The organism is Pseudomonas sp. 2(2015) (assembly GCF_000955865.1).
Lineage (GTDB): Bacteria > Pseudomonadota > Gammaproteobacteria > Pseudomonadales > Pseudomonadaceae > Aquipseudomonas.
The window spans coordinates 19,533-42,556 of sequence record NZ_JYOF01000018.1 but is presented as its reverse complement, the minus strand read 5'-3'; the positions used below and the strand labels follow the sequence as shown (position 1 = coordinate 42,556).

The window sequence follows — 23,024 nt, the reverse complement described above, 5'->3', positions numbered from 1 at the left end:
CATGATCCTCAACCTCGCTGTATTTCTCTGCACCCTGACGGCCATGGAGGGCATCGGCTACCTGGCGCATCGCTACATCATGCACGGCTGGGGCTGGTTCCTGCATCGCTCGCACCATGAACCGCACCTGGGGGCGCTGGAAACCAACGACCTCTACCTGCTGGCCCTGGCCCTGATCGCCTTGGCCCTGGTGGCCATCGGCCGCGCCGGGCATGCGCCGTTGCAGTGGGTGGGGGCGGGCGTGGCGGCGTTCGGGGTGATCTACGTGATCATCCATGACGGCATCGTCCACCGCCACTGGCCGTTTGCGCCACGGCCGCGCAACCGTTACCTCAAGCGCTTGTACCGCGCGCACCTTCTCCACCATGCGCTGAAGGGGCGGGATAACAATGTCTCGTTCGGGTTCCTGTATGCACCGCCCATGCACAAGATCAAGCAGCAATTGCGCGCGCGGCGCCGGGGTTGACCCGCAGGCGCGCAATTTCATACAAGATTGTCCGGTGCCGCATGCGTAAGGTAGTAGTGTTCTGTACATGGAGAAGCGTATGAGCCTGCACATCGAAACCCCGTTGATCGCCTCGCGTCCGTTGAGCCTGGCCAGTGGCCTGGAGGTCTGGCTGAAGCTCGACGCGCTGCAGCCCTCCGGCTCGTTCAAGCTGCGCGGCATCGGCGCTGCCTGTGAAGCCTATGCCAAACAGGGCAAGCGCCGCTTCGTGTCGTCCTCGGGCGGTAATGCCGGCATCGCCGTGGCCGTGGCCGGGCGCATTCTCGGCCTGGCGGTGACCGTGGTGGTGCCGGAGACCACCACCGAGCGGGCCAAGCAGCTGATTCGCCAGGAACAGGCCGAGGTGATCGTGCATGGCAAGGCCTGGCACGAGGCCAATGCCCTGGCGCTGTCGCTGATGGGCGAGGATGACGCCTATATCCACCCCTTCGACGACCCGCTGCTGTGGCAAGGCCACGCGAGCATGATCGACGAGGTCGCCGCTACCCGCTTCAAGCCCGATGCGGTAGTGGTCGCGGTCGGCGGCGGTGGTTTGTTGTCGGGGGTCTGTGAAGGCCTGGCGCGCAACGGCTGGGGCCAGGTGCCGGTGTTTGCCGTAGAAACCAGCGGCGCCGCGTCACTGGCCGCGGCCATGGCGCAAAAGCAGCTGGTGGCGCTGGACGGGGTCAACACCGTGGCCACTTCGCTGGCGGCCAAGCAAGTGTGCCAGCGCGCCTTCGAGTGGAGCCAGGAGCGGCCGGTGGTCAGCCATGTGGTCAGTGACCAGGCGGCGCTGGACGCCTGCGAGCAGTTCCTGCTCGACCAGCGCATCCTGGTCGAGCCCGCCTGCGGTGCAGCCCTGGCCCTGGCGTACGCGCCCACGGCCGAGCTCAAGCAGCACCAGAAGGTGCTGGTGATCGTGTGTGGCGGCGTCACCGCAACCCTCGACCAGATCCGCCAATGGCGCGCGGCCTGCTAGTTGGATAGCGTCGTCCATCAGGCTCCCGGGCATCCAGGCGTACGCCTGATCGATGCCCGTTACCAGCAATTTGCCTTTCCCCGGCATTTTCACCTGGAGTACCACATCGGCCTGATCGTCACCGGCCAGCAGCGCTACGCCGCTGGCGGCACGCGCCAGCTGGCCGGGGCCGGGGACATCCTGCTGATGGCCCCGGAGCACGTGCACGACGGCGCCAGTGCCGATGACCAGGGCTACGGCATCCGTATCCTGACCCTTGATCCTGGCTGGCTGGCCGAGGTCAGCCGTGACCTGAGCGACGGCCGCCAGGGCCTGCCCAACCTCAATGCCTTGCAACTGCGCCACCCGCAGTTGCAGCAGCTGCTTAATGGTTTGCACCAGCAGCACGACCCGCTGGCGTTTGCAAGTCACCTGTGGGAAACCCTGGCGCTGCTGCTCGGGCTGGGTTCCACCCTCAAAGTGAACGAGCACAGCAACGGTTTTGATCCACAGCGTTGGCGGCAGTTGCGTGAATGGCTGGAGTCGCGCCTGGATCAGCCGCCGAGCCTGGAAGAAATGGCTGCATTCGTTGATTTGAGCCCGTGGCAGCTATTGCGCCGCTTTCGCAATCACTGCGGCTTGCCGCCCCAGCAATGGTTGACCCACCTGCGTCTGGAGCGGGCCTTGCCGCGGGTGCTGGCCGGGCAGCCCTTGAGTGAAATTGCCCTGGACCTGGGCTTCTACGACCAGGCCCATTTCAGCCGCCTGTTTCGCCGCACCTACGGCGCGCCACCGCGGGGCCTGAAGGTGCTTAAGCGCTAACCCGTGCGGATTCTCAGCGCCTGGGCACATCACCGGCAACCGTGGTCCGGAACATCTCGCGGCGCATGCCATGGTAGTCAGCGATCGGCAGGTGCCAGGTGCTGCGGTTGTCCCAGATCGCCAGGGTTCCCTGACGCCAGCGCATGCGGCAGGTAAAAGCGGGTGCGCTGGCCAGGTTGAACAGGTAGTCGAGCAGCGGCCTGGCTTCTTCGCTGCGCAAACCCTGGATGCCAACGGTGTAGGCAGGGTTGATGAACAGCACCTTCTCGCCGGTTTGCGGATGACGGGTCACCAGCGGGTGGCTGCGCATGTCCTGCGAGGTGTCGCTGCCATAGTGGATGGCCATGTTTTCCAGCAGGGCGTTGTGGTTGGCGCCGACCCCGTAGGCCCGCTCGGGGCTGTGCAGTGCATCGAGAGTGTCCAGCAGCGCCTGCATGCCCGCTGACAGCCATTGATAGGCCAGTGCCAGGTTGGCGTAGCAGGTATCGCCACCGTAAGGCGGGATGTCGTGGCCGTAGAGCAGGGTGTAGGCCGGCGGGCGCTGCTGGAAGGTCCAGTCGCTGTGCCAGGCGCCACCGAACACGAAGGGTGCCTTCTCGTCGGCCTCCTTGACCACGTGCACCACGTGCGGATGGTCGGCCATGGTGGTCACGTAGGGCTCGCGGCCGAATTCGCCGAACTGTCGGGTGACCCGTTCAAGGTCGGCAAGGCGCAGGTTCTGCTCGCGAATGAACAGCACCTTGTGCGCCAGCAGCGCCTGGCGCAGTTCGACCCAGCCTGCGTCCTCCAGGCGGTTCAAGTCGAGGCCCTCGACGTCGGCACCGAGGGCGCCGGTGCTGGGCAAGACGCGCAAGTGGCGGTAATCGGCTGCGCGGTTGTGGTCGGGATGGCAGTAGATGAATTCGCTCATGACGGACACTCGTGTGGGCCTGCTGTCATCGGGATTGCAGTTCATCGCGCAGCGCGGCTGCAACCGGGTCGGGGTCATGTCCACGGCTCACCCACCAGCCAAAGCCTGCCGCCGTGAAGAACATGATCAAACTGTAGATCGCCGCCGGTATGGCCATGGTCGAGTTGTTCAGCAGGCTAGGGGCCAGCGCCAGGGCAATCGCCAGGGTGCCGTTGTGGATGCCGATCTCCATGCCGATGGCAATCGCCTGGCGCTTGGGGATTTTCAGCAGCCGTGGCAACCAGTAGCCGACGCCCAGGCTCAGCAGGTTGAACAGCAGCGCCGCGCCGCCTACCACCGGGGCATAGTCGACGACGGTCTGCCAGTCCTTGACCATTGCCAGGACAATCGTGAATACCAGAAACAGCGCGGCGATGATCTTCATCGGCCGCTCCATGCGCATGGCAAAGCCCGGTGCCAGGCGGCGGATCAGCATGCCGATGGCCACCGGCACCAGGACAATGGCAAACACCTGCAGCACCTTGGCGAACTGCAGCGGGATGGCCTGGTCGGCGGCCATGAAGTAGGCCAGCGACAGGTTGACCAGCAGCGGCATGGTCAGGATCGCAATCAGCGAGTTAACCGCCGTCAGGGTCACGTTCAAGGCCACGTCACCATGGGCCAGGTGGCTGAACAGGTTGGCGGTGGTGCCGCCAGGGGATGCGGCCAGCAGCATCAGGCCTACCGCCAACGCAGGGGCCAGGCCAAAGCCCTTGGCGATCAGAAAGCAAATGAACGGCAGCAGCAGGATCTGGCAGGCCAGGCCGATCAGCACTGGCCGGGGGAACTTCACCACCCGGGCAAAATCGGCCAGGGTCAGGGTCAGCCCCAGGCCGAGCATGATGAAACCCAGGGCGATGGGCAGGAAGGCACTGAGCAAGGGCGATGCAGTCATGGCGCGGACTCACAAGAAGGCGGTGTCCGCCAGTGTAGGCAAGGATTTCGATATCCATTACAGATCTTGCGGTTTATGCCCGGCAAACAGTAGCATCGCCGCTTTTGCCCCAGGACCCGATACCCGATGCAGTTTCAGCCAGGCATTCTCGCCGCCCCCGTTCCCGCCCAGGCCCGCCACCTGTTCTTCACCTTGCACTCGCCCGCTGCATTGCCGGGCGTGCTCGATGCGCTGCTGCAGCAGGTGGATGGCAGCCGCGTGGTGGCCGGTTTCGGCGCGCCGCTGGTGCAGGCGCTGGGTGGCAGCATCGACGGCCTGCGCGGGTTTCCGCAGCTGACCGCGGCAGTCGACAACCCCTGCACCCAGCACGACCTGTGGCTGTGGCTGCGCGGTGAAGACCGTGGCGAGCTGTGGCTGCACAGCCAGGCGCTTGAGCAACTGCTGGCCCCGGCCTTGACACGGGTCGAGGCCACCGATGCCTTCCGCCACAAGAGCGGCCACGACCTGACCGGCTATGAAGACGGCACCGAGAACCCGGTAGAAGACGCCGCCGTCGAAGCGGCGATCCTTGCCAGCGAGGTACCAGGCTTGAACGGTTCGAGCTTTGCCGCGTTCCAGCTGTGGCGCCATGACCTCAATTGTTTCAAAGCTTTGCCGCAAGCCGAACAGGACGACATCATCGGCCGGCGCAAGGCCGACAACGAAGAGCTCGACGACGCGCCGCAGTCGGCCCACGTCAAGCGCACCGCCCAGGAAAGCTTCGCCCCTGAAGCCTTTATCGTCCGCCGCTCGATGCCCTGGGCGGATGAGCGTGGTGCCGGCCTGGCGTTCCTAGCTTTCGGTCACTCGTTTGATGCGTTTGAAGTGCAGCTGCGGCGCATGAGCGGCCTGGAAGATGGCGTGGTCGATGCCCTGTACCGCTTCAGCCGGCCGCTGACTGGCGGCTATTACTGGTGCCCGCCGCTGGGCGAGCATGGGTTGGATTTGAGCGCTGTGCTCGGGCGGTAGATCGATCGCGGGTCAAGTCGAGTCGTCGCACCGCCGCTCCCACAGGATTGATGCAGACCTGTAGGAGCGGGCTTGACCCGCGATGAGGCCGGTACAAGTGTAAGAAAATTTTACGGACTTTTTACGAAGGTGCGTCAAGCACAAAGCCATACTGCCGGCGCATTTCTTCGAGACGTCTGACCGTGAGCCAAGCCGCAACTTCCGCAAGCGCCCATTCCCCCGTAAAAACTTCGTCACTGAGCCTGTTGATCGCCGCCGCCGGCGTGGTCTATGGCGATATCGGCACCAGCCCGCTGTACACCTTGAAGGAGGTCTTCGCCGGTCATTACGGCGTGCAGGCCAACCATGACGGTGTGCTCGGCATCCTCTCGCTGGTGTTCTGGTCGCTGATCTGGGTGGTGACCATCAAGTACGTGCTGTTCGTGCTGCGTGCCGACAACCAGGGCGAAGGCGGGATCATGGCCCTGACCGCCCTGGCGCGGCGGGCGGCGGCGCCGTACCCGCGCTTGAGCCGGGTGCTGGTGCTGCTCGGGCTGTTTGGCGCGGCCTTGTTCTACGGCGACAGCATGATCACCCCGGCGATTTCCGTGCTGTCGGCGGTGGAGGGGCTGCAACTGGCCTTTGACGGCATCGACCATTGGGTCGTGCCCTTGGCGGTGGTGGTGCTGGTGGCGCTGTTTCTGATCCAGAAGCATGGCACCGCACGCATCGGGATCATTTTCGGCCCGGTGATGGTGCTGTGGTTCAGCGTGCTTGGCGCGCTTGGCATCTATGGCATCGTCCAGCGCCCGGAAGTGCTGCTGGCGATGAACCCGGCCTGGGCGGTGAACTTCTTTATCGTCCACCCGGGCATGGGCGTGGCGATTCTTGGCGCGGTGGTGCTGGCCCTGACCGGCGCCGAGGCGCTGTATGCCGACATGGGCCATTTCGGCCGCAAGCCGATTGCCCGCGCCTGGATCCTGCTGGTGCTGCCGGGGCTGGTACTCAACTATTTCGGTCAGGGCGCGCTGATCCTCGGCAACCCCGAGGCGGTCCGCAACCCGTTCTACCTGCTGGCCCCGGACTGGGCGCTGCTGCCGATGATCGCCCTGGCCACCCTGGCGACCATCATTGCCTCCCAGGCGGTGATTTCCGGCGCCTTCTCGCTGACGCGCCAGGCGATTCAGCTGGGCTACGTGCCGCGCATGTTCATCCAGCACACCTCAAGCCAGGAGCAGGGGCAGATCTACATCGGCACGGTGAACTGGGCGCTGATGGTCGGCGTGGTGCTGCTGGTGATCGGCTTCGAGTCGTCCGGCGCCCTGGCGGCAGCCTATGGCGTGGCGGTCACTGGCACCATGCTGATCACCACCTTGCTGTCTTCGGCGGTGGTATTGCTGCTGTGGAAGGCTCCGCGCTGGCTGGCGCTGCCGTTGCTGTTGGGCTTTTTGCTGGTCGACAGCCTGTACTTTGCCGCCAACGCGCCGAAGATCTTCCAGGGCGGCGCCTTCCCGGTAATCGCCGGTATCGCCTTGTTCATTCTGATGACCACCTGGAAACGCGGGCGCAAGATCATCGTCGAGCGCCTCGACGAATCGGCCTTGCCGCTGCCGCTGTTCATCAGCAGCCTGGCTGCGCAACCGCCGCACCGGGTGCAGGGCACTGCGGTGTTCCTCACCGCCCGCGCCGACGCCGTGCCCCACGCGCTGCTGCATAATCTGCTGCACAACCAGGTGTTGCACGAGCGGGTGGTGCTGCTCACCGTGGTGTCCCAGGACCGGCCGCGGGTGCCGGCGGCCCAGCGTTTTGAAGTACAGGCCTTTGGCGAGGGCTTCTATCGGGTCAACCTCAACTTCGGTTTTATCGAAGAACCCGACGTACCGGCGGCGCTGCAACTGTGCCACCTCAAGGACCTGGATTTCAGCCCGATGGTGACCACCTACTTCCTCAGCCGCGAGACGGTGATCCCGACCAGGCGCATCGGCATGGCGCGTTGGCGCGAGGCGCTGTTCGCGTTCCTGCTGAAGAACGCCAACAGCAACCTCAAGTACTTCAACCTGCCGCTGAACCGGGTGATCGAGCTGGGCACCCAGGTCGAGATGTAGCCCGGGGCCTAGGCGGTGGCCGCTGCGGCCAGCGGCGCCGCCTTGCGCACCAGGCGCTGCAGGCGGCTGGCGATGGCAAAGCCGATCAGCGCCAGCAGCATCATGGCGACGAACACATAGTTGTAGCCTTGCTGGCCGGGGAAGTGGTCAAGGAGCGCGCCGTAGCCGACGTAGGCGAACATCCCCGGCGCATAGCCGATCAGGCAGCCGATGCCAAAGGCAGAGCCGGTGATGTGCGGGGCGATCCCGACTTCACCCATCGGCGCCCAGAACACCCCGCGCATGGAAAACACGATGAAGGCGAACGACAGCGTCGCGGCCATGCCGGCATAGATGAAGCCCGGGCTCTTGGGCACCAGAAGGATGATCGCCATCATCGGCAGCAGCGCCAGGAACGCCCACTTCAGGTAGCGGCTGGGGCTCTTGAAGTGCTTGTCGGCGATAAACCCGCCGGCCGGCCCGCCAAGGATCTTCAGCATGTACTGGTTGATGATGCCGTAGGCGCCGACCAGTGCCACCGGCAGGCCGTAGACTTCCTTCAGGTAGGGGATGAAGTAGGTCAGGCCGCAGTAGACGATGTAGACCATGAACACGTTGAAGCTGACCAGCCAGATCGCCGGTACCTTGATTGCCTGCATAAGGTTGGCCAGCGGGTTCTTGGCGCTGGTCTGGGCCTGGGCCTGATTGCCTTTGAGCAAGAACCAGGTCAGCACTCCGGCGGCGATGTCGATCAGCGCGTAGAACAGGATCGCCGCTTTCAGGCCGTGTTCGCCGCTGCCCAGGGCAACGAACACGCCCAGCGCACTAAACGCCACCAGGGTGTCGACCACCCCGCGGCCGCCTTCGAGCAGGCCAAACATGCGCCCTTGCTCCTGATCGTTGCCCAGGCCGCGAATGGCCTTGAGCAGCGCCGGCCAGTAGATGCAGTCGGCGCACACCGCCAGCAGGCAGAACACCAGCATCAGGCTGCTGAACGGCGGGAAGGTGGCCAGGTACAGGCCCAGGGCGCCGGTACCGATCAGGCCCAGGGGGATCAGCTTGCGGGTATCAAAACGGTCAGCGAGCATGCCGCCGACCACGAACAGGCCAGTGGCGATGATGGCGTTGGCGCTGAGCAGCAAGCCGATCTGGGTGTGCGAGAGGCCCATGAACTCCTGCATGGGTACGTAGAACGCATCCTTGAGGTTGGCCAGTTTGTAGACGGTGCCGCCACCGAGGATCAGTATCAGGAACTTGAACCATTTGGCCTTGTTTTGCGCAGTCATTGTTATTCTCCAGGCGTAGTGGGGTAGGGGCTCAAAGGCTGGCAGGGCTGGCCAGGGTCAACTCGGCGAGGGTGCGCAACTCGGCCAGCAAGGTTTTCACGTAGCTGACCTGGTTGTTGGCCCAGCGCTGTTCGCCGGCCAGCATCTGCTCGAGGGTCAGGCCGGCGGGCAGCGGCGTGTCGCTCATTTCCCGGTAGGCAATGAACGGGTCGGCCGGCTCGTTGCGCTGGCGGAAGGCCGGGGCGAGGTAGTGGTTTTCCTGTTCGAGGATGAAGGCGATCACTTGCGGCTGCTGTTCACCGAGCATCAGCAGCTCGAACAGCATGCGCGCGCCGGGCAGCTCGTCCTCGGCGCTGCCCTGCAGTACCCCGCAGTGGCCAAAACCCTGGTCTTCGGCCACCACCCGCACGCCCTTGAGGTGGCTCTGGCGGATATGCGGGGCGAGGTTGTGCAGGGCTTGCAGCGGTTGCTCGCAGGCATTGATCATGTTGCCGAAATCGAACAGGGCATTGAGCCGCGGATGATTGACCTGGCGCAGCAACTGAGCGATCTCGTCGCTCTTGAGCTCTTCATGCTGCTCGAAATCAAAATGCAGGTCGTGGGCATCGGCCAGCCGGGCCAGGTACAGCAGGTCGCCACCGATCTGGTCCATGACCTGTGAGAGCAGGCCTTCATAACGCGAGTACACGCGAATATTGCGGCTGCCGATGACCTTGGCCACAGCCACCACCGCATCGACGTCGGCCTTGCGCGTGCTGCTGATTTCCAGGTGCACGTCCAGTTGCAATGCACGGGCTTTTTCGGCGAAGGCACACAACTGCCCGGCGTTCATCTGCGACAGGCTGTTGTGCTCGCCATCGAGCATGTGCAGGCTCAGGCCAGCCAGTTCATGGCGATAGGCGAAGTCGAGCAGGTCAAACGGCGTGACGCGGCCGTGGGTGAGGTTGGTCAGCAGCGGATAGGCGTGGGCAAACAGCCGCGCCTGGTCGAGGCGCTCAAGCAGGCGGCTGGCCAGCTCGCGGGTCAGCAGCGGTGCCTGGGCACCCTGGGCATTGTGGTTCAGTAACGTAGCGAAGCGTTCTTGTAGTGTGTTCATTCGAGTCGTTCCTGGTGCGGGCACCGGTTCTACCGGCGCCGTCTTTATCGCGCCGGCAAGGAACACTCGATAGATCCATTACGGATCATTTGATAAGGCCACTTTCAGACCCGGTGGCCAATCGCCCGCAGCGCCTGGACCAGCGCCTCGACCTTGGCCTCGGCCTGGTCCTGTGGCGTGCCGGCAAAGCCGAGCAACAGTGCCGGCGGCAAGTAGCGGTTCAGGCAGTAGTCGCTCAGGGCGTAGGTGTGCACGCCATGCTCGGCCAGTTGCCGCGCCAGGGCCTGGTCATCGAGCTGCGGCGCAAGCCAGGCGATCAGGTGCATGCCGGCCTCGACCGGGGCCACCTGGAAAAAACCGCCCAGGCGCCGCTGCAGCACCTCGAGCAGGCACTGCTGGCGGGCCTGGTACAGCGCCCGCATGCGGCGGATATGGCCAATGAAGTGGCCTTCGCTCATGAAATCGGCGGTCACCGCCTGCAGCAGGGTCGGCGGGCTGCGGTCGAGCACTGCGCGCAAGGTACAGAACGGCTCGACCAGGGCCTGGGGCAGAATCACATAGCCCAGGCGCAAGGAGGGGAACAGCACCTTGCTGAAGGTGCCGACATAGATCACCCGTTCGCTCTGGTCCATGGCATACAGCGCCGGCAACTGCCGACCGGCGTAGCGCAGCTCGCTGTCGCAATCGTCTTCAATGATCCAGCTGCCGCTGGCAGCCGCCCAGGCAATCAGCGCCAGGCGCCGGTTGTGGCTGAGGGTCATGCCCAGCGGGTGCTGGCGCGACGGGGTGGTGAAGGCCAGGCGCGCTTCGGGGCAATCACGAATACCGTGTTGCACGTCGATACCCTGGTCATCGACGCGCACCGGCACCACCCGGCAGCCGTGGGCCTGAAAGGCGATGCGCGCGGCGATATGCCCCGGGTCTTCCATCCACAGCGGCTCGTCGGGGTTGAGCAGCAGCATCGCCAGCAGGTTAAAGGCCTGCTGGGCGCCGGAGACGATCACCACCTGCTGCGCGTCGCAATCGATACCACGGGCGTCGAACACGTACTCGGCAATGGCCTGGCGTAGCGTCTGCAGGCCTTGCAACTCGCCATAACCGAGCAGGGCCTTGCTCGGCTTGTGGCCGTGGCGGTTGAGCAGGCGCTTCCACAATGCCTGGGGAAAGGCCTCGAAAGCGCCATGGCTGGGCAGGAACGAGATCGGCGCCTGATCGCCGCAATGGGCGTAGGACACCCCGCGAAAATGATCGCTGCGCAGCGACAGCATCGTCTGGGTCAGGTCCGACAGTTTGGGCGGCGCAGGTGCTGACGGCTCGGCGCCGGCGCTGCGCTGCCACTCATCACCGACATAGGTGCCAGCGCCGGTGCGCGAGACCAGGAAACCCTCGGCAATCAGCTGGTCGAAGGCATTGAGCAGGGTGATGCGCGAAACCTGCAATTCCTGGCTCAAGGTGCGCGTCGACGGTAGGCGAATGCCCCCTTGCAGACGGCCGGTGAGGATCTGCTTGCGGATCTGCAGGTACAGCTGGCGATAAAGCGGGGTGGCGCTGTCGCGATCGAGGTCGATACCTGCAAACAGCAAACCGGCGGGGGACTTCATCGAGCTCTCGCAGACACTAGGAAGGGCCTGGACATGCTACGAGAAAGCCCGCCAGGCGGCCAGCCCAGGGCGCTTGTCATCAAATGAAAACAGCTTGTCGTCCGATGCGAAGCACCTGCCTGGCGTAGGGCATAGAGTCCAGTCAACAAGAATTGACGCACGGCGTCAGGATGACTGGAGTGACATGCATGGCCAAAGTCGTACGCTTCTATGAAACCGGTGGCCCCGAGGTCCTGCGCTACGAGGACGCCGAGGTCGGCGAGCCGGGCCCGGGCCAGGTTCGCCTGCGCCAGGTGGCGGTGGGGCTGAACTACGCCGACACCTACTTTCGCAACGGCACCTACCCGATCCCGCTGCCAAGCGGCATGGGCGTCGAGGCCTCGGGGGTGGTGCAGGCGGTGGGCGAGGGCGTGACCCAGGTGGCGGTGGGCGACCGGGTGACCTACACCGGTTTTCTCAACACCCTGGGCGCCTATTGCACCGAGCGGCTGATTCCGGCGGCAGCCTTGATCAAGCTACCGGAAACCATCGCCTTCGAAACCGCCGCAGCAATGACCATGCGCGGCCTGACCTCGGCCTACCTGATGCGCCGCCTGTATGACTTCAAGCCGGGTGACAGCGTGCTGCTGCACGCCGCCGCCGGCGGTGTCGGCCTGATTGTCTCGCAGTGGGCGCGCCTGCTCGGGCTGACGGTGATCGGCACGGTGTCCACCGACGCCAAAGCCGAAGTGGCCCGCGCCCATGGCTGCAGCCACACCATCAACTACAGCCATGAAGACGTCGCCAAGCGCGTGCGCGAGCTGACTGACGGGGTTGGCGTCAACGTGGTGTTCGACAGCGTCGGCAAGAGCACCTTCATGGCCTCGCTCGATTCGCTCAAGCGCCGCGGGCTGATGGTCTGCGTCGGCACCGCCTCGGGCACTATCCCGCCGTTCGACCCGCAGATCCTGGCGATCAAGGGCTCGCTGCACCTGACCCGCCCGGCCCTGGCCGACTACATCGCCGACCCGGCGGAGAAGGCGGACCTGGCCGGCGAGCTGTTCGAGCATGTCAGCAGCGGGCGGATCAAGATCGAGATCAACCAGCACTACGCATTACAGGATGCGGTTCAGGCCCACCGTGACCTGGAAGCGCGCAAAACCACCGGCTCGTCAATCTTCGTCATCTGAAGAGGGCAACAGCATGCACATCGAACAACTGACCTGCGCCATCGGTGCCGAAATCACCGGGGTCAATCTGGCAGATGCAATTGATGACGACGACTTGTTCGAGCAGCTGCGTGCGCAGTTGCTCAAGCACCGGGTGCTGTTCTTGCGCGATCAGACCTTCAGCCGCGCCGAGCATGTGGCCTTTGCCCAGCGCTTCGGCGAGCTGGAAGACCACCCGGTGGCCGGCAGCGACCCCGAGCACCCGGGCCTGGTGCAGATCTACAAGCGCCCGGACCAGCCGGCCGATCGCTACGAGAACGCCTGGCACACCGACGCCACCTGGCGCGAGGCGCCGCCCATGGGTTGCGTGCTGCGCTGTGTGGAGTGCCCGCCGGTGGGCGGCGACACCATGTGGGCGAACATGGCGCTGGCCTACCAGAACCTGCCGGATGACGTGAAGGCGCGGATCGAGGGCCTGCGCGCCCGGCACAGCATCGAAGCCAGTTTTGGCGCGGCGATGGCGCTGGAAAAACGCCTGGCGCTCAAGGCGCAGTTCCCCGACGCCGAGCACCCGGTGGTGCGCACCCACCCGGACACCGGCGAGCCGGTGCTGTTCGTCAATGCCTTCACCACCCACTTCAGCAACTACCACACCCCGCAGCGAGTGCGTTTCGGCCAGGACGCCAACCCCGGTGCCAGTGACCTGCTGCGCTACCTGATCAGCCAGGCCTACCTGCCCGAGTACCAGGTGCGCTGGCGCTGGAAACCCAACAGCGTGGCGATCTGGGACAACCGCAGCACCCAGCATTACGCGGTGATGGACTACCCAGCGTGCCACCGCAAGATGGAGCGCGCCGGCATCAAGGGCGAGCGCACCTTCTGAAGGCCAGCAACACCCCAGGACAATAACAAGACCGAGGACTACAGCATGCAATTCTTCGACGATTCGTTGCACCCGGAAAACATGGAAAAGGTGGTGATCACCGTGGCTCCCTATGGCCCGGAGTGGATGCCCGAGGACTTTCCCGAAGACATCCCGCTGACCATGGACGAGCAGGTGCAAAAGGCAGTCGACTGCTATGAAGCCGGCGCCACGGTGCTGCACCTGCACGTGCGCGAGCTGGACGGCAAGGGCTCCAAGCGCCTGTCGAAGTTCAACGAACTGATTGCCGGCGTGCGCGAAGCGGTGCCGGAGATGATCATCCAGGTCGGTGGCTCGATCTCGTTCGCCCCGGAAAGCGACGGCGAGGCGGCCAAGTGGTTGTCCGATGACACCCGGCACATGCTCGCCGAGCTTACGCCCAAGCCCGACCAGGTCACCGTGGCGATCAACACCACGCAGATGAACATCATGGAGCTGCTGTACCCGGAGTACCTGGAGGGCACCTCCCTGGCCCATCCGGCGATCCACGCCGCTTACAGCGAAATGACCGTGCCGGCCGGCCCGGCCTGGGTGCGCGAACACCTGCGCCGCCTGCAGGCCAGCAACATCCAGCCGCACTTCCAGTTGACCGGCATGCACGCCCTGGAAACCCTCGAACGCATCGTGCGCAAGGGCGACTACATGGGCCCGCTGAACCTGACCTGGATCGGCATTGGTGGCGGCTTCGACGGCCCCAACCCGTTCAACTTCTTCAACTTCATTCACCGTGCGCCCAACGGCTGCACGCTGACCGCCGAATCGCTGCTGAAAAACGTGCTGCCGTTCAACACCATGGCCCTGGCCATGGGGCTGCACCCGCGTTGCGGCAACGAAGACACCATCATCGACCAGCACGGCAAGCGCTTCGGTTCGGTGCAGCAGATCCAGCAGACCGTACGCGTGGCCCATGAACTGGGCCGTGAGATCGCCAACGGCAAGGAAGCGCGGGCCATCTACCGCATCGGTGAGCAGTACAGCAGCATCGAGCAGACCCTCAAGGCCAACGGCATGGCGCCTAACCGCCAGCCGGGCCAGAAGGGTGTGCCGCAGCGCGCCTGATTGGCCTGGCCCGGCACGTGGTTACGTGCCGGGCCGGCGATCCACAGCGCTGACCGTCGGGCTTTTCAGCTTTTCAATAAAAACAATAAGTAAGTCTCATGCCAGACAACCCCAAGGAGGCAGCATGGCCGCCTATCTCGCCAGCGCCACAGACGATGGCGCCGACACTTCACGAGGCATTTCCCGGCGATATGCCTGGATTGTCTTTGCCCTGACCTTTGGCCTGCTGATTTCCGACTACATGTCGCGGCAGGTACTCAACGCAGTCTTCCCGTTGCTCAAGGCCGAATGGGCCCTGAGCGACAGCCAGCTGGGCCTGCTCAGCGGCATTGTCGCGCTGATGGTCGGGCTGCTGACCTTCCCCTTGTCACTGTTGGCCGACCGCTTCGGGCGCATCCGCAGCCTGGTGCTGATGGCCGTGCTGTGGAGCCTGGCCACCCTCGGCTGCGCCCTGGCCGACAACTACCCGCAGATGTTTGCCGCGCGTTTTCTGGTCGGTGTCGGCGAGGCCGCCTATGGCAGCGTCGGCATTGCCGTGGTGGTCGCGGTGTTCCCCCGTGACATGCGCGCGACCCTGGCCGGGGCCTTCATGGCCGGCGGCATGTTCGGCTCGGTGCTGGGCATGGCCCTGGGCGGCTTGATGGCCCAGCACTTTGGCTGGCGCTGGGCGTTCGCCGCGATGGCCCTGTTCGGCCTGTTGCTGGCGTTGCTGTACCCGCTGATCGTCAAGGAGGCGAAGATCGCTCCACAGCGGGTCAATGCTGCCGCCTGCAAGATCGCCCGGCCACTGCACACCTTGTACGGCAGCCGCTCGGTGATCGCCGCTTACGTGGGCAGTGGGCTGCAGCTGTTCGTCGGCGGCACGGTGATTGTCTGGATGCCCAGCTATCTGAACCGCTACTACGCCATGGGCACCGACCAGGCCGGCGTGGTCGCGGCCATCATCGTGCTGTGCAGCGGCATCGGCATGATCCTCTGCGCCATGCTTTGCGATCGCCTCGGCCGGCAGCGCCCGGACCGCAAGATCAGCCTGGCCATCGGTTATTGCCTGGGCAGTTGCCTGTTGCTGTCGCTGGCCTTCGCGCTGCCCTCGGGCACCGCGCAACTGGTGCTGATCTGCCTGGGGATGATGGTTGCCGCCGGCACCAACGGCCCATCCAGCGCCATGGTCGCCAACCTGACCCATTACTCGGTACACGGCACCGCGTTTGCCACCCTGACCCTGGCCAACAACCTGCTCGGGCTTGCGACCGGGCCGTTGATTACCGGCCGCGTCTCCGACCTGATCGGCCTGCAGGCCGCCTTCCAGCTGGTGCCGCTGATCAGCATCGCGGCGGCGGCGGTGTTCTTTATTGCCAAGCGTCATTACCACCGTGACATGGCCCGCCTGGAGTTGAATCCGTGAAGCACGTTTTGTCGATCGAAGTGTTCTTCGACTTTATCTGCCCCTGGTGCCTGATTGGCCAGGCGCATCTGCAGCGGGCGCTGGAACAACTGCGCCGCGAGCGGCCCGAGGTCGAGGTCAAGCTGCTCTTGCGCGGCGTGCAATTACTGCCGCAAATGGCCAGGACCGGCCAGCCGTTCGAGGCCTTTTACCGCAAGCGCCTGGGCAGCGATGAGGCGGTACGCCTGCGCCAGGCGCAGGTGCGCAGCGCCGCCAAGGCCGCAGGGGTGGAGATCGATTTCAGCCGCATCAGCCGCATGCCCAACACCGCCGACGCCCATCGCCTGCTGCAGCGCGCGGTGGCGCTGGGTTCGACTCAGCAGGCCGAAGCGCTGCTGGCCAGGCTGTTTGCCGGCTACTTCCAGCAGGGCAAGGATTTGGGTGACCCGGTGACCTTGATGCACATCGCCAGCGCCTGTGGCCTGGAGCCTGGGCGGTTTGCCGATTGCCTGCGCGGCGATGCCAGCCCGTTCATCGGCGCCAACGACCAGGCTGCCGAGGGCGTGCCGTGCTTTCGCTTCAACCAGCGTCTGCGGGTCTCGGGGGCACAGCCGGTCGAGGTGTTGCTGCAGGCCATGGCCCAAGCCCTGGAACACGAGGTGGCGGCATGAGCGGGGTGTATCCGGTACCGGCCGACAAAGTCCCGCCCCGTGGTGGGCGGGTGTTGCTGGAATGGGCGGACAGGAGCGTGGCGCTGTTCAACGTTGCCGACAGCTTCTACGCCATCGACGACAGTTGCCCGCACCAGGGCGCCTCGCTGTGCGGCGGGCGCCTGGACGGACGGGTGATCCAGTGCTGCGCCCACGGCCTGCGCTTTGATCTGGCCAGCGGTTATCTGCTCAACTCGACGCAGCTCAAGGTTGCCAGCTACCCGGTCGAGCAACGGGATGGGCAGCTGTTCATCGTGCTGGCGAGCAAGGAGGCGGGCCAATGAGCGTGGTCGCAATTGCCGCCGCCAACCACCGCGCCCGGGAACTGGCGCCGGGCTTTATCGTCAGCCTGATTGCCGCGGCGGCGGCGAGTTTTCTCAGTGAGCATTACGATGCCCCGGTGATGTTGTTTGCCTTGTTGCTGGGCATGGCCCTGAACTTTCTGGCCAGCGATGGCCGTTGCAAAGCCGGGATCGAATTCACCGCACGCACGGTATTGCGCCTGGGTGTGGCGCTGCTGGGCATGCGCATTACCCTGGGCCAGATCGCGAGCCTTGGCTGGAAGCCGGTAGCGCTGGTGGTGATTTTGGTGGTGGTGACCATCCTGGTCTCGGTGGTGGCGGCACGGGCCCTGGGTTTTCAGCGCTTGTTCGGCATGCTCACCGGTGGTGCCACGGCGATTTGCGGGGCCTCGGCGGCGCTGGCCCTGGCCGCGGCCTTGCCCCATCACCCGCAAAAAGAGCGCGCCACCCTGTTTACCGTGATTGGCGTGTCGGCGTTGTCGACCCTGGCGATGATCCTCTATCCGATGATTGCCAGCTGGCTGCAGCTGTCGCCGCAACAGGCCGGGGTGTTTCTTGGCGCGACCATTCATGATGTGGCGCAGGTGGTGGGCGCGGGGTACAGCATGTCCACCGAGACCGGCGACATTGCCACGGTGGTCAAGCTGATGCGCGTGGCCATGTTGCTGCCGGTGATTGTCTGCGCGGCGATGATCACCCGCCGCGCCGGCGGTGATGCCGGTGGGCAGCGGCCACCGTTACTGCCGTGGTTTGCGGTGGGTTTTGTCCTGTTGGCATGCATCAACAGCACCGGCTGGGTATCGGCGGCGGTGCAGGGCGGGGTCAACGACCTGTCGCGCTGGTGCCTGGTGGTGGCGATCAGCGCCCTGGGCATGAAGACTCAGTTAAAGGAGCTGGCGGCGGTGGGCTTCAAGCCGATTGCGTTGATGGTCGGGGAGACGGTGTTCCTGGTGCTGCTGGTATTGGCATTGATGCACTGGGGGTTGTAGACGGTTGCCCCAGTAGTGGACTGGCATGCACCGAACCCAAGCGCGCAGCACTCGTGTTTGACAGCGCCGGCTAGTCTTGCCGGCGCTCATGCTGCGCCCGCCAACTGGCCGGCGGCATGCCGAACTGGGCGATGAACCAGCGGGTAAAGGAGCTGGGCATTGAGTAACCGAGCATGTCGGCAATGCGCCCCATTGTATAGCTGGGGTTTTCCAGGTAGCGGATCACCAGGTCGCGGCGCACGCCGTTGATCAAATCGCTGAAGGTCACCCCGCATTCCTCCAGGCGCCGCTGCAAGGTGCGCACGTTCATGCCCTGGGTTTGCGCCACCTGCTCGATGGTCGCCCGGCCCATGGGCAACAGCAGGTAGATGGTCTTGCGCATTTCCAGTTCCAGCGACAGCTTGCCACTGGCCTGCAGGGTGTCCAGGTAACGCTGCGCCAGGCGCGCCATGGCCTGGTTGGCCAGCGGGTTGGCGGTGTCGAGGTCGGCGGCCGGGCAGACGATACCGTTGAATTCGCTGCCAAACACCAGCTTGCAGCCAAAAATCCGCCGGTGAATGGCCAGGTCCGCCGGCGCCGCATGGGTGAAGTTGGCGCTGATCGGGTGCCAGTGGGCGCCAAGCAGGGCGGCGCACAGGCGCAACATCACGCCAATCGCCAGCTCTGTGGCCTGGCGCCCGCGCTGGGGCTGGTCGGTGACCACTTCTTCCCGAATGATCACGGTCTTGCCGGCTTCTTCGATATGAATGGCCAGGGCATCGTTGAGCAAATGCCGGTACTGGACGATCACCTGCAGGGCGTCGCGCAGGGTGCGCTGGTGGCTGAGCAGCAGGCTGATCTCGCCAAAATCCGACAACTGGCGCAGCTCGGCCATGCGCAGGCCGAAGGTTTCGCAGCCACTGACCCGCGCCGACTCCTCCAGCAGGGTCACCACGCTGGACACCGCGATACGCTGGTTGGGGTCGTCGAGCAGGCTGGCGCTGAGGCCGACCTGAGCCAGCAGGGCATGCGGGTTGAGCCCCAGGTGCCGGGACACCTCAAGGTAGTTGGTCAGGCTTGCAGCACGTACGAGGGCGGTCATTTTATTGTTTTCCACGCATTCATCAGGCGCCCCGCTTCTATGGCGGGTGATTCGTTATAGCGTGGGTGTCGCCAAATGAGAAGCCGTTTTCGGCGGCTGAAAAAAGCCCGATGACCCGCACCCCCGGGCCACTCGGACATACGCCACAAACCCTGTCATCAAATGAAAAGTCGCTGACGCGCAATGTAAAGCGCCAGCGGGGAGGGCTGATTACTGTGGCTGTGCAAGCGCTCGAGATCACCTGCGAGCGGACTGTCCTGAGCCTAGGTGCCGACGTGGAAAAACTGCATACCACCGCTACTATCCTGATCGTCCCCGGCCTGCGCGAGCATGTGCCCGAGCATTGGCAGACCCGGCTGGCCGAACGCCTGGCCAAGGTCCATACGCTGGCGCCGCTGCAGGTCGATGGCCTGGACTGCAACGCCCGGGTCGACGCCATCCAGCGTGCGCTTGAACAGATTGAAGGCGAAGTGTTGCTGGTGGCGCACAGCGCCGGGGTGCTGATGGTTGCCCACTGGGCGGCGCGTTACCAGCGGCCGATCAAGGGCGCGCTGCTGGCGGCGCCACCGGACCTTGCGGCCAGCTGGCCGGCGCACTACCCAAGCCCGCAAACCCTGCGCGCCAATGGCTGGAGCCCGCTGCCGATGACGCCGTTGCCGTTCCCGAGCATCGTCGCCGCCAGCAGCGACGACCACCTGGCCAGTCTTGACGCGGTCAGGGCCATGGCCCGCAACTGGGGCAGCCAGTTGCTGGAACTGGGCGCTGTCGGCCACCTCAACCCGGCCGCAGGCTTTGGCCCCTGGCCACGGGCCGAACAACTGGTCCAGGCCCTGGACCTGCAGTAACGCACGGACGCTTGAACCACGCCCGCATTCGACGGGCGGCGATAACAACAATAACAATAAGTGGAGCCATCGCGATGTCCAACCCTCGCATTCACCGTGCTGTGAAGCCACAGCGCTGCCTGCTCGCCTGCGCCATCGGCTTGCTGGTGCTGCCTGGCGCCCAGGCGTTCGAGCTCGATACCGGCAGTGAAGACTGGGCCGTGCGCCTGGATAACACGGTCAAGTACAACTACGGCGTACGCACCGAAAGCGCTGACAAGCGCCTGCTGGCAACCCCCAACAACAACGACGGCGACTACAACTTCCGCAAGGCCGGGACCACGGTCACCAACCGTATCGACTTGCTCAGCGAGCTGGACGTGATCTACCAGGGCAACATGGGGTTTCGCGTCAGCGCCGCCAGCTGGTACGACAAGGCCTACGACAACACCGGCTCCAACTCCAACCCGTTCGTCAACGGCAACGGCGGCCAGTCGGGCATCAACCCCAGCCTCAACGGCTTGCCCGGCACCGGCGTGCCGCTGGGCAGCCCGCACCTGAGCAACTATGCCCAGCGCTACTACAGCGGCCCGTCCGGTGAGGTACTGGATGCCTTCGTGTTCATGCGTCGCGAGGTGGGCGATTCATCACAGATCAGCGCCAAGCTCGGCCAGCACAATTTGTTCTGGGGCGAAACCCTGCTCAACCCGGTGCATTCGCTGAGCTACGGCCAGTCTGGCCTGGACCTGGCCAAGCTGGCCGCCTCACCCGGCACCGAAGCCAAAGAGCTGTTCGTGCCGCGCAACCAGCTGTCGGCGGCGTTTCTGGTCAACCCCGAGCTGACCATCGGCGCGCAGTACTTCTTTGATTGGGATGCCGCGCGACTGCCGGAAGCCGGCACTTATTACGGCGGCTCGGACCTGGTGGGCGAGGGCGCGCAGAGCTTTCTGCTCGGCCACACCGGCACGCCCGGGCTGATCCCGGTACGTGGCGCGCTGACCAACATCCGTCGCGGCCACGACCTGACCCCGGACAAACGCGGCGACTGGGGCGTCATGGCCAAGTGGTCGCCCGAATGGCTGGGCGGCACCCTGGGTGTGTATTACCGCAAGACTTCGGAGATCCTGCCCCAGGCCTGGCTCGACGCCCGCGGCCTGACCGTCGCCAACGGCCCGTTCGGCAGCCCGCCAGGTAGCGCCCAGGGCGCGGTCGGCAACCTCTACAATTCACTGCAAAGCGCCACCTACCAGTTCGCCTACGCCGACAACATCGACATCTACGGCCTGAGCCTGTCCAAGGATGTCGGCGGCATCAGCGTCGGCAGCGACCTGAACATCCGCCACAACATGCCCCTGGCGAGCATTCCAGCAATCCTCAGTGCGCCGGGCCAGGCCGGCCTGGGTGGCGGCTTCGGCCTGCTGCCGGCGCGTTTGCCCAGCAGCGGCGTGGTCTATGAAGCGCCGTCCGACGGCGACAGCATGAGCGCCACCGGCGATACCCTGCACTGGACCCTCAACGGCCTGATGACCATTGCCGATACGCCGCTGTTCGACTCGGCGACCCTGCTTGGCGAGCTGTTTTACAGCAACCTGCTCAAGCTCGATAACCACAACGCGGCCTTGTACAAGGGCAAAAGCAGCTACCGCGGCATCGACCAGCCGACCCGCGATAACTGGGGCATCGCGGTCAACTTCACCCCGACCTGGTACCAGGTGTTGCCCGGCATGGACCTGAGCATGCCGCTGTCGATCAACGTCGGCCTGGACGGCGTATCGCCCGTGCAGGGCGGCGGCGCCGAGAACACCGGCAACTACGCCGTGGGCCTGAGCGCGGCGATCTACAACCAGTACTTCGTCGACCTCAAGTACGTCGATGGCTTCGGCAAGACCCAGTCCTGCAACGATGGCCAGACCGACGGCAGCACCCCCAACGCCCTGGACGGCGAGCAGGACTACACCTGCTACGGCGGCGGTTACGCCGCGTTCTCTGGCGGCGCCGCCACCACCGAGGACCGTGGCGCGCTGTACCTGACCCTGAAAACCACCTTCTGAGTCACACAGGAAAACAACAACATGAACTACGTGCACACCCTGTTGGCCACGTGCCTGTCGCTGGCTGCCCTGAACCCGGCCCATGCCGCCGTCTCCAACGACCAGGCCGCGCGCCTGGGCACCAGCCTGACGCCGATAGGCGCAGAAAAGGCCGCCAACGCCGACGGCTCGATTCCCGCCTACCAGGGCGGACTGCTGACCCCGCCAGCGGCGTACCAGGCCGGGGCAAGCATGCGCCCGGACCCGTTCGCCGCCGAGCAACCGCTGCTGGTCATCGATGGCAAGAATGCCGAACAGTACAAGGCTCAACTGACCGCCACCACCCAGGAACTGCTCAAGCGCTTCCCCAGTTTTCGCGTCGATGTCTATCCCACTCATCGCACCGTGGCGCTGCCGCAGCCGGTGCTCGACAACACCTTGAAGAACGCCGTAGGTGCGCGCAGCCAGGAGGGCGGTAGCGCGGTCGACAATGTGCTGCCGGGCATTCCCTTCCCGATCCCGCAGAGCGGTGCCGAGGCCATGTGGAACTTCCTGTTGCGCTACCAGGGCGTGAGCATGACCGCCAAGTACGACTCGTGGAACGTCGATGCCGCCGGCAACGCCACCCTGAGCACCACCGGCCAGGCCAACATCAGCTACCCGATCTACGAGGACATGAGCAAGCCGATCGGCGCCAAGGACACCTACTACCAGATGAAACTCACCTACACCGCGCCGGCCCGCCGCGCCGGTGAGGCGATGATGCTGCGCGATGCCGCCAACCCGCTGGTGCAACCACGCAGCGCCTGGCAGTACCTGCCGGGCCAGCGCCGGGTCAAGCTGGCGCCGAACCTGGCCTACGACACGCCCAACCCGGGCACCTCGGGTTCGGGCACCTACGATGACGTGTTCGTCTTCAACGGCGCCCTCGACCGCTACGACTGGACCCTGGTCGGCAAGCAGGAGATGTACGTGCCGTACAACACCTACCGGTTGACCTACAACACCGACGTCAAGCAACTGACCACCGCCAACCACCTCGCGCCGCAATTCGTGCGCTGGGAAAAGCACCGGGTCTGGGTGGTCGAAGGCAAACTCAAGGACGGCGCCCGGCACATCTACCACAAGCGCCGCTTCTACCTCGACGAGGACAGCTGGATCGCCCTGGCCTCAGACCAGTATGACGCCCGTGGCCAGCTGTACCGCGGCAGCTTCGCCTTCCTCAGCCAGAGCTACGACAAACAGACCCCGGATGCCACGCCGTTCATGATCTACGACCTGATCGGCGGCACCTACAACCTCAATGGCGTGGTCGGGGCCTACGGCGGCATTCGCTACATCGAGCCGCTGTCGCGCACCCAGTGGTCGCCCGAGTCCCTGGCCGGGGCCGGCATTCGCTGAGCCTGTCGAGCA

Annotated in this window: 21 protein-coding genes; 15 read left to right on the top strand and 6 right to left on the bottom strand. The window is 64.9% G+C overall.

Annotated elements, in window-relative coordinates:
• Position 1: 1 nt before the first annotated feature.
• The 3 genes from UB48_RS21820 (at position 2) to UB48_RS21810 (ending at position 2,264) form a co-directional block, all read left to right on the top strand.
• Positions 2-466 (top strand): sterol desaturase family protein, encoded by a 465-nt coding sequence (locus tag UB48_RS21820; RefSeq protein WP_045200915.1) that lies wholly within the window; start codon positions 2-4, stop codon positions 464-466.
• A gap of 79 nt (positions 467-545) precedes the next feature.
• A complete protein-coding gene (locus tag UB48_RS21815) occupies positions 546-1,463 on the top strand; it encodes a pyridoxal-phosphate dependent enzyme (protein ID WP_045200913.1) in 918 nt (305 codons plus the stop codon).
• The gene (locus UB48_RS21810; protein ID WP_045200911.1) at positions 1,464-2,264 is read left to right on the top strand and encodes an AraC family transcriptional regulator; all 801 of its coding nucleotides are present in this window, start codon (positions 1,464-1,466) and stop codon (positions 2,262-2,264) included.
• Between the two features lie 13 nt (positions 2,265-2,277).
• Here the strand turns inward: UB48_RS21810 and UB48_RS21805 are convergent, their stop codons facing one another.
• Positions 2,278-3,174 (bottom strand): TauD/TfdA family dioxygenase, encoded by an 897-nt coding sequence (locus UB48_RS21805; RefSeq protein WP_045200909.1) that lies wholly within the window; start codon positions 3,172-3,174, stop codon positions 2,278-2,280.
• 25 nt (positions 3,175-3,199) lie between these two features.
• On the bottom strand, positions 3,200-4,108 hold the full coding sequence (locus UB48_RS21800; RefSeq protein WP_045200907.1) for a bile acid:sodium symporter family protein: 909 nt from the start codon (positions 4,106-4,108) through the stop codon (positions 3,200-3,202).
• Positions 4,109-4,234: 126 nt separating this feature from the next.
• Between UB48_RS21800 and UB48_RS21795 the strand changes: the two genes are divergently transcribed.
• Both UB48_RS21795 and UB48_RS21790 read left to right on the top strand, forming a co-directional pair.
• Positions 4,235-5,116: a Dyp-type peroxidase gene (locus UB48_RS21795; protein ID WP_045200904.1), complete on the top strand. Its 882-nt coding sequence runs from the start codon at positions 4,235-4,237 to the stop codon at positions 5,114-5,116.
• 182 nt (positions 5,117-5,298) lie between these two features.
• Positions 5,299-7,200, top strand: a complete 1,902-nt coding sequence (locus UB48_RS21790; RefSeq protein ID WP_045200902.1) for a potassium transporter Kup — start codon at positions 5,299-5,301, stop codon at positions 7,198-7,200.
• 8 nt (positions 7,201-7,208) lie between these two features.
• Here UB48_RS21790 and UB48_RS21785 read toward each other — a convergent pair whose 3' ends face one another.
• The 3 genes from UB48_RS21785 to UB48_RS21775 form a co-directional block, all read right to left on the bottom strand.
• On the bottom strand, positions 7,209-8,465 hold the full coding sequence (locus tag UB48_RS21785) for an MFS transporter (RefSeq protein ID WP_045200900.1): 1,257 nt from the start codon (positions 8,463-8,465) through the stop codon (positions 7,209-7,211).
• 31 nt (positions 8,466-8,496) lie between these two features.
• Positions 8,497-9,561: a TIM barrel protein gene (locus tag UB48_RS21780; protein WP_045200898.1), complete on the bottom strand. Its 1,065-nt coding sequence runs from the start codon at positions 9,559-9,561 to the stop codon at positions 8,497-8,499.
• Between the two features lie 104 nt (positions 9,562-9,665).
• On the bottom strand, positions 9,666-11,162 hold the full coding sequence (locus tag UB48_RS21775; RefSeq protein ID WP_045200895.1) for a PLP-dependent aminotransferase family protein: 1,497 nt from the start codon (positions 11,160-11,162) through the stop codon (positions 9,666-9,668).
• 188 nt (positions 11,163-11,350) lie between these two features.
• Between UB48_RS21775 and UB48_RS21770 the strand changes: the two genes are divergently transcribed.
• The 7 genes from UB48_RS21770 to UB48_RS21740 all read left to right on the top strand — a co-directional run bounded on the left by UB48_RS21770 (position 11,351) and on the right by UB48_RS21740 (position 17,676).
• A complete protein-coding gene (locus UB48_RS21770; RefSeq protein WP_045200893.1) occupies positions 11,351-12,331 on the top strand; it encodes a quinone oxidoreductase in 981 nt (326 codons plus the stop codon).
• A 13-nt stretch (positions 12,332-12,344) separates the two neighbouring features.
• A complete protein-coding gene (locus tag UB48_RS21765) occupies positions 12,345-13,193 on the top strand; it encodes a TauD/TfdA family dioxygenase (protein WP_045200891.1) in 849 nt (282 codons plus the stop codon).
• A gap of 45 nt (positions 13,194-13,238) precedes the next feature.
• Positions 13,239-14,291 (top strand): 3-keto-5-aminohexanoate cleavage protein, encoded by a 1,053-nt coding sequence (locus UB48_RS21760; protein ID WP_045200889.1) that lies wholly within the window; start codon positions 13,239-13,241, stop codon positions 14,289-14,291.
• A 124-nt stretch (positions 14,292-14,415) separates the two neighbouring features.
• On the top strand, positions 14,416-15,696 hold the full coding sequence (locus tag UB48_RS21755) for an MFS transporter (RefSeq protein WP_045200886.1): 1,281 nt from the start codon (positions 14,416-14,418) through the stop codon (positions 15,694-15,696).
• A complete protein-coding gene (locus UB48_RS21750; protein ID WP_045200884.1) occupies positions 15,693-16,346 on the top strand; it encodes a DsbA family oxidoreductase in 654 nt (217 codons plus the stop codon). Before UB48_RS21755 ends, UB48_RS21750 begins: the two co-directional genes overlap by 4 nt.
• Positions 16,343-16,669 carry a Rieske 2Fe-2S domain-containing protein gene (locus UB48_RS21745; RefSeq protein ID WP_045200882.1) on the top strand — a complete coding sequence of 109 codons (327 nt, stop codon included), beginning with the start codon at positions 16,343-16,345 and terminating at the stop codon, positions 16,667-16,669. Before UB48_RS21750 ends, UB48_RS21745 begins: the two co-directional genes overlap by 4 nt.
• Complete coding sequence (locus UB48_RS21740) at positions 16,666-17,676, top strand: YeiH family protein (protein ID WP_045200880.1); 1,011 nt, start codon at positions 16,666-16,668, stop codon at positions 17,674-17,676. The genes UB48_RS21745 and UB48_RS21740 overlap by 4 nt, the downstream gene beginning before the upstream one ends.
• 70 nt (positions 17,677-17,746) lie before the next feature.
• On the opposite strand, the gene UB48_RS21735 is transcribed toward UB48_RS21740, so the two are convergent.
• Positions 17,747-18,757: an AraC family transcriptional regulator gene (locus tag UB48_RS21735; protein ID WP_045200878.1), complete on the bottom strand. Its 1,011-nt coding sequence runs from the start codon at positions 18,755-18,757 to the stop codon at positions 17,747-17,749.
• Positions 18,758-19,032: 275 nt separating this feature from the next.
• On the opposite strand from UB48_RS21735, the gene UB48_RS21730 reads away from it, so the two are divergent.
• From UB48_RS21730 to UB48_RS21720, 3 genes are all read left to right on the top strand, one after another.
• Positions 19,033-19,602: an alpha/beta hydrolase gene (locus UB48_RS21730; protein WP_045200949.1), complete on the top strand. Its 570-nt coding sequence runs from the start codon at positions 19,033-19,035 to the stop codon at positions 19,600-19,602.
• A gap of 74 nt (positions 19,603-19,676) precedes the next feature.
• Complete coding sequence (locus tag UB48_RS21725; RefSeq protein ID WP_045200876.1) at positions 19,677-21,632, top strand: DUF1302 domain-containing protein; 1,956 nt, start codon at positions 19,677-19,679, stop codon at positions 21,630-21,632.
• A 21-nt stretch (positions 21,633-21,653) separates the two neighbouring features.
• Positions 21,654-23,012 (top strand): DUF1329 domain-containing protein, encoded by a 1,359-nt coding sequence (locus UB48_RS21720; RefSeq protein ID WP_045200874.1) that lies wholly within the window; start codon positions 21,654-21,656, stop codon positions 23,010-23,012.
• Positions 23,013-23,024 lie beyond the last annotated feature (12 nt).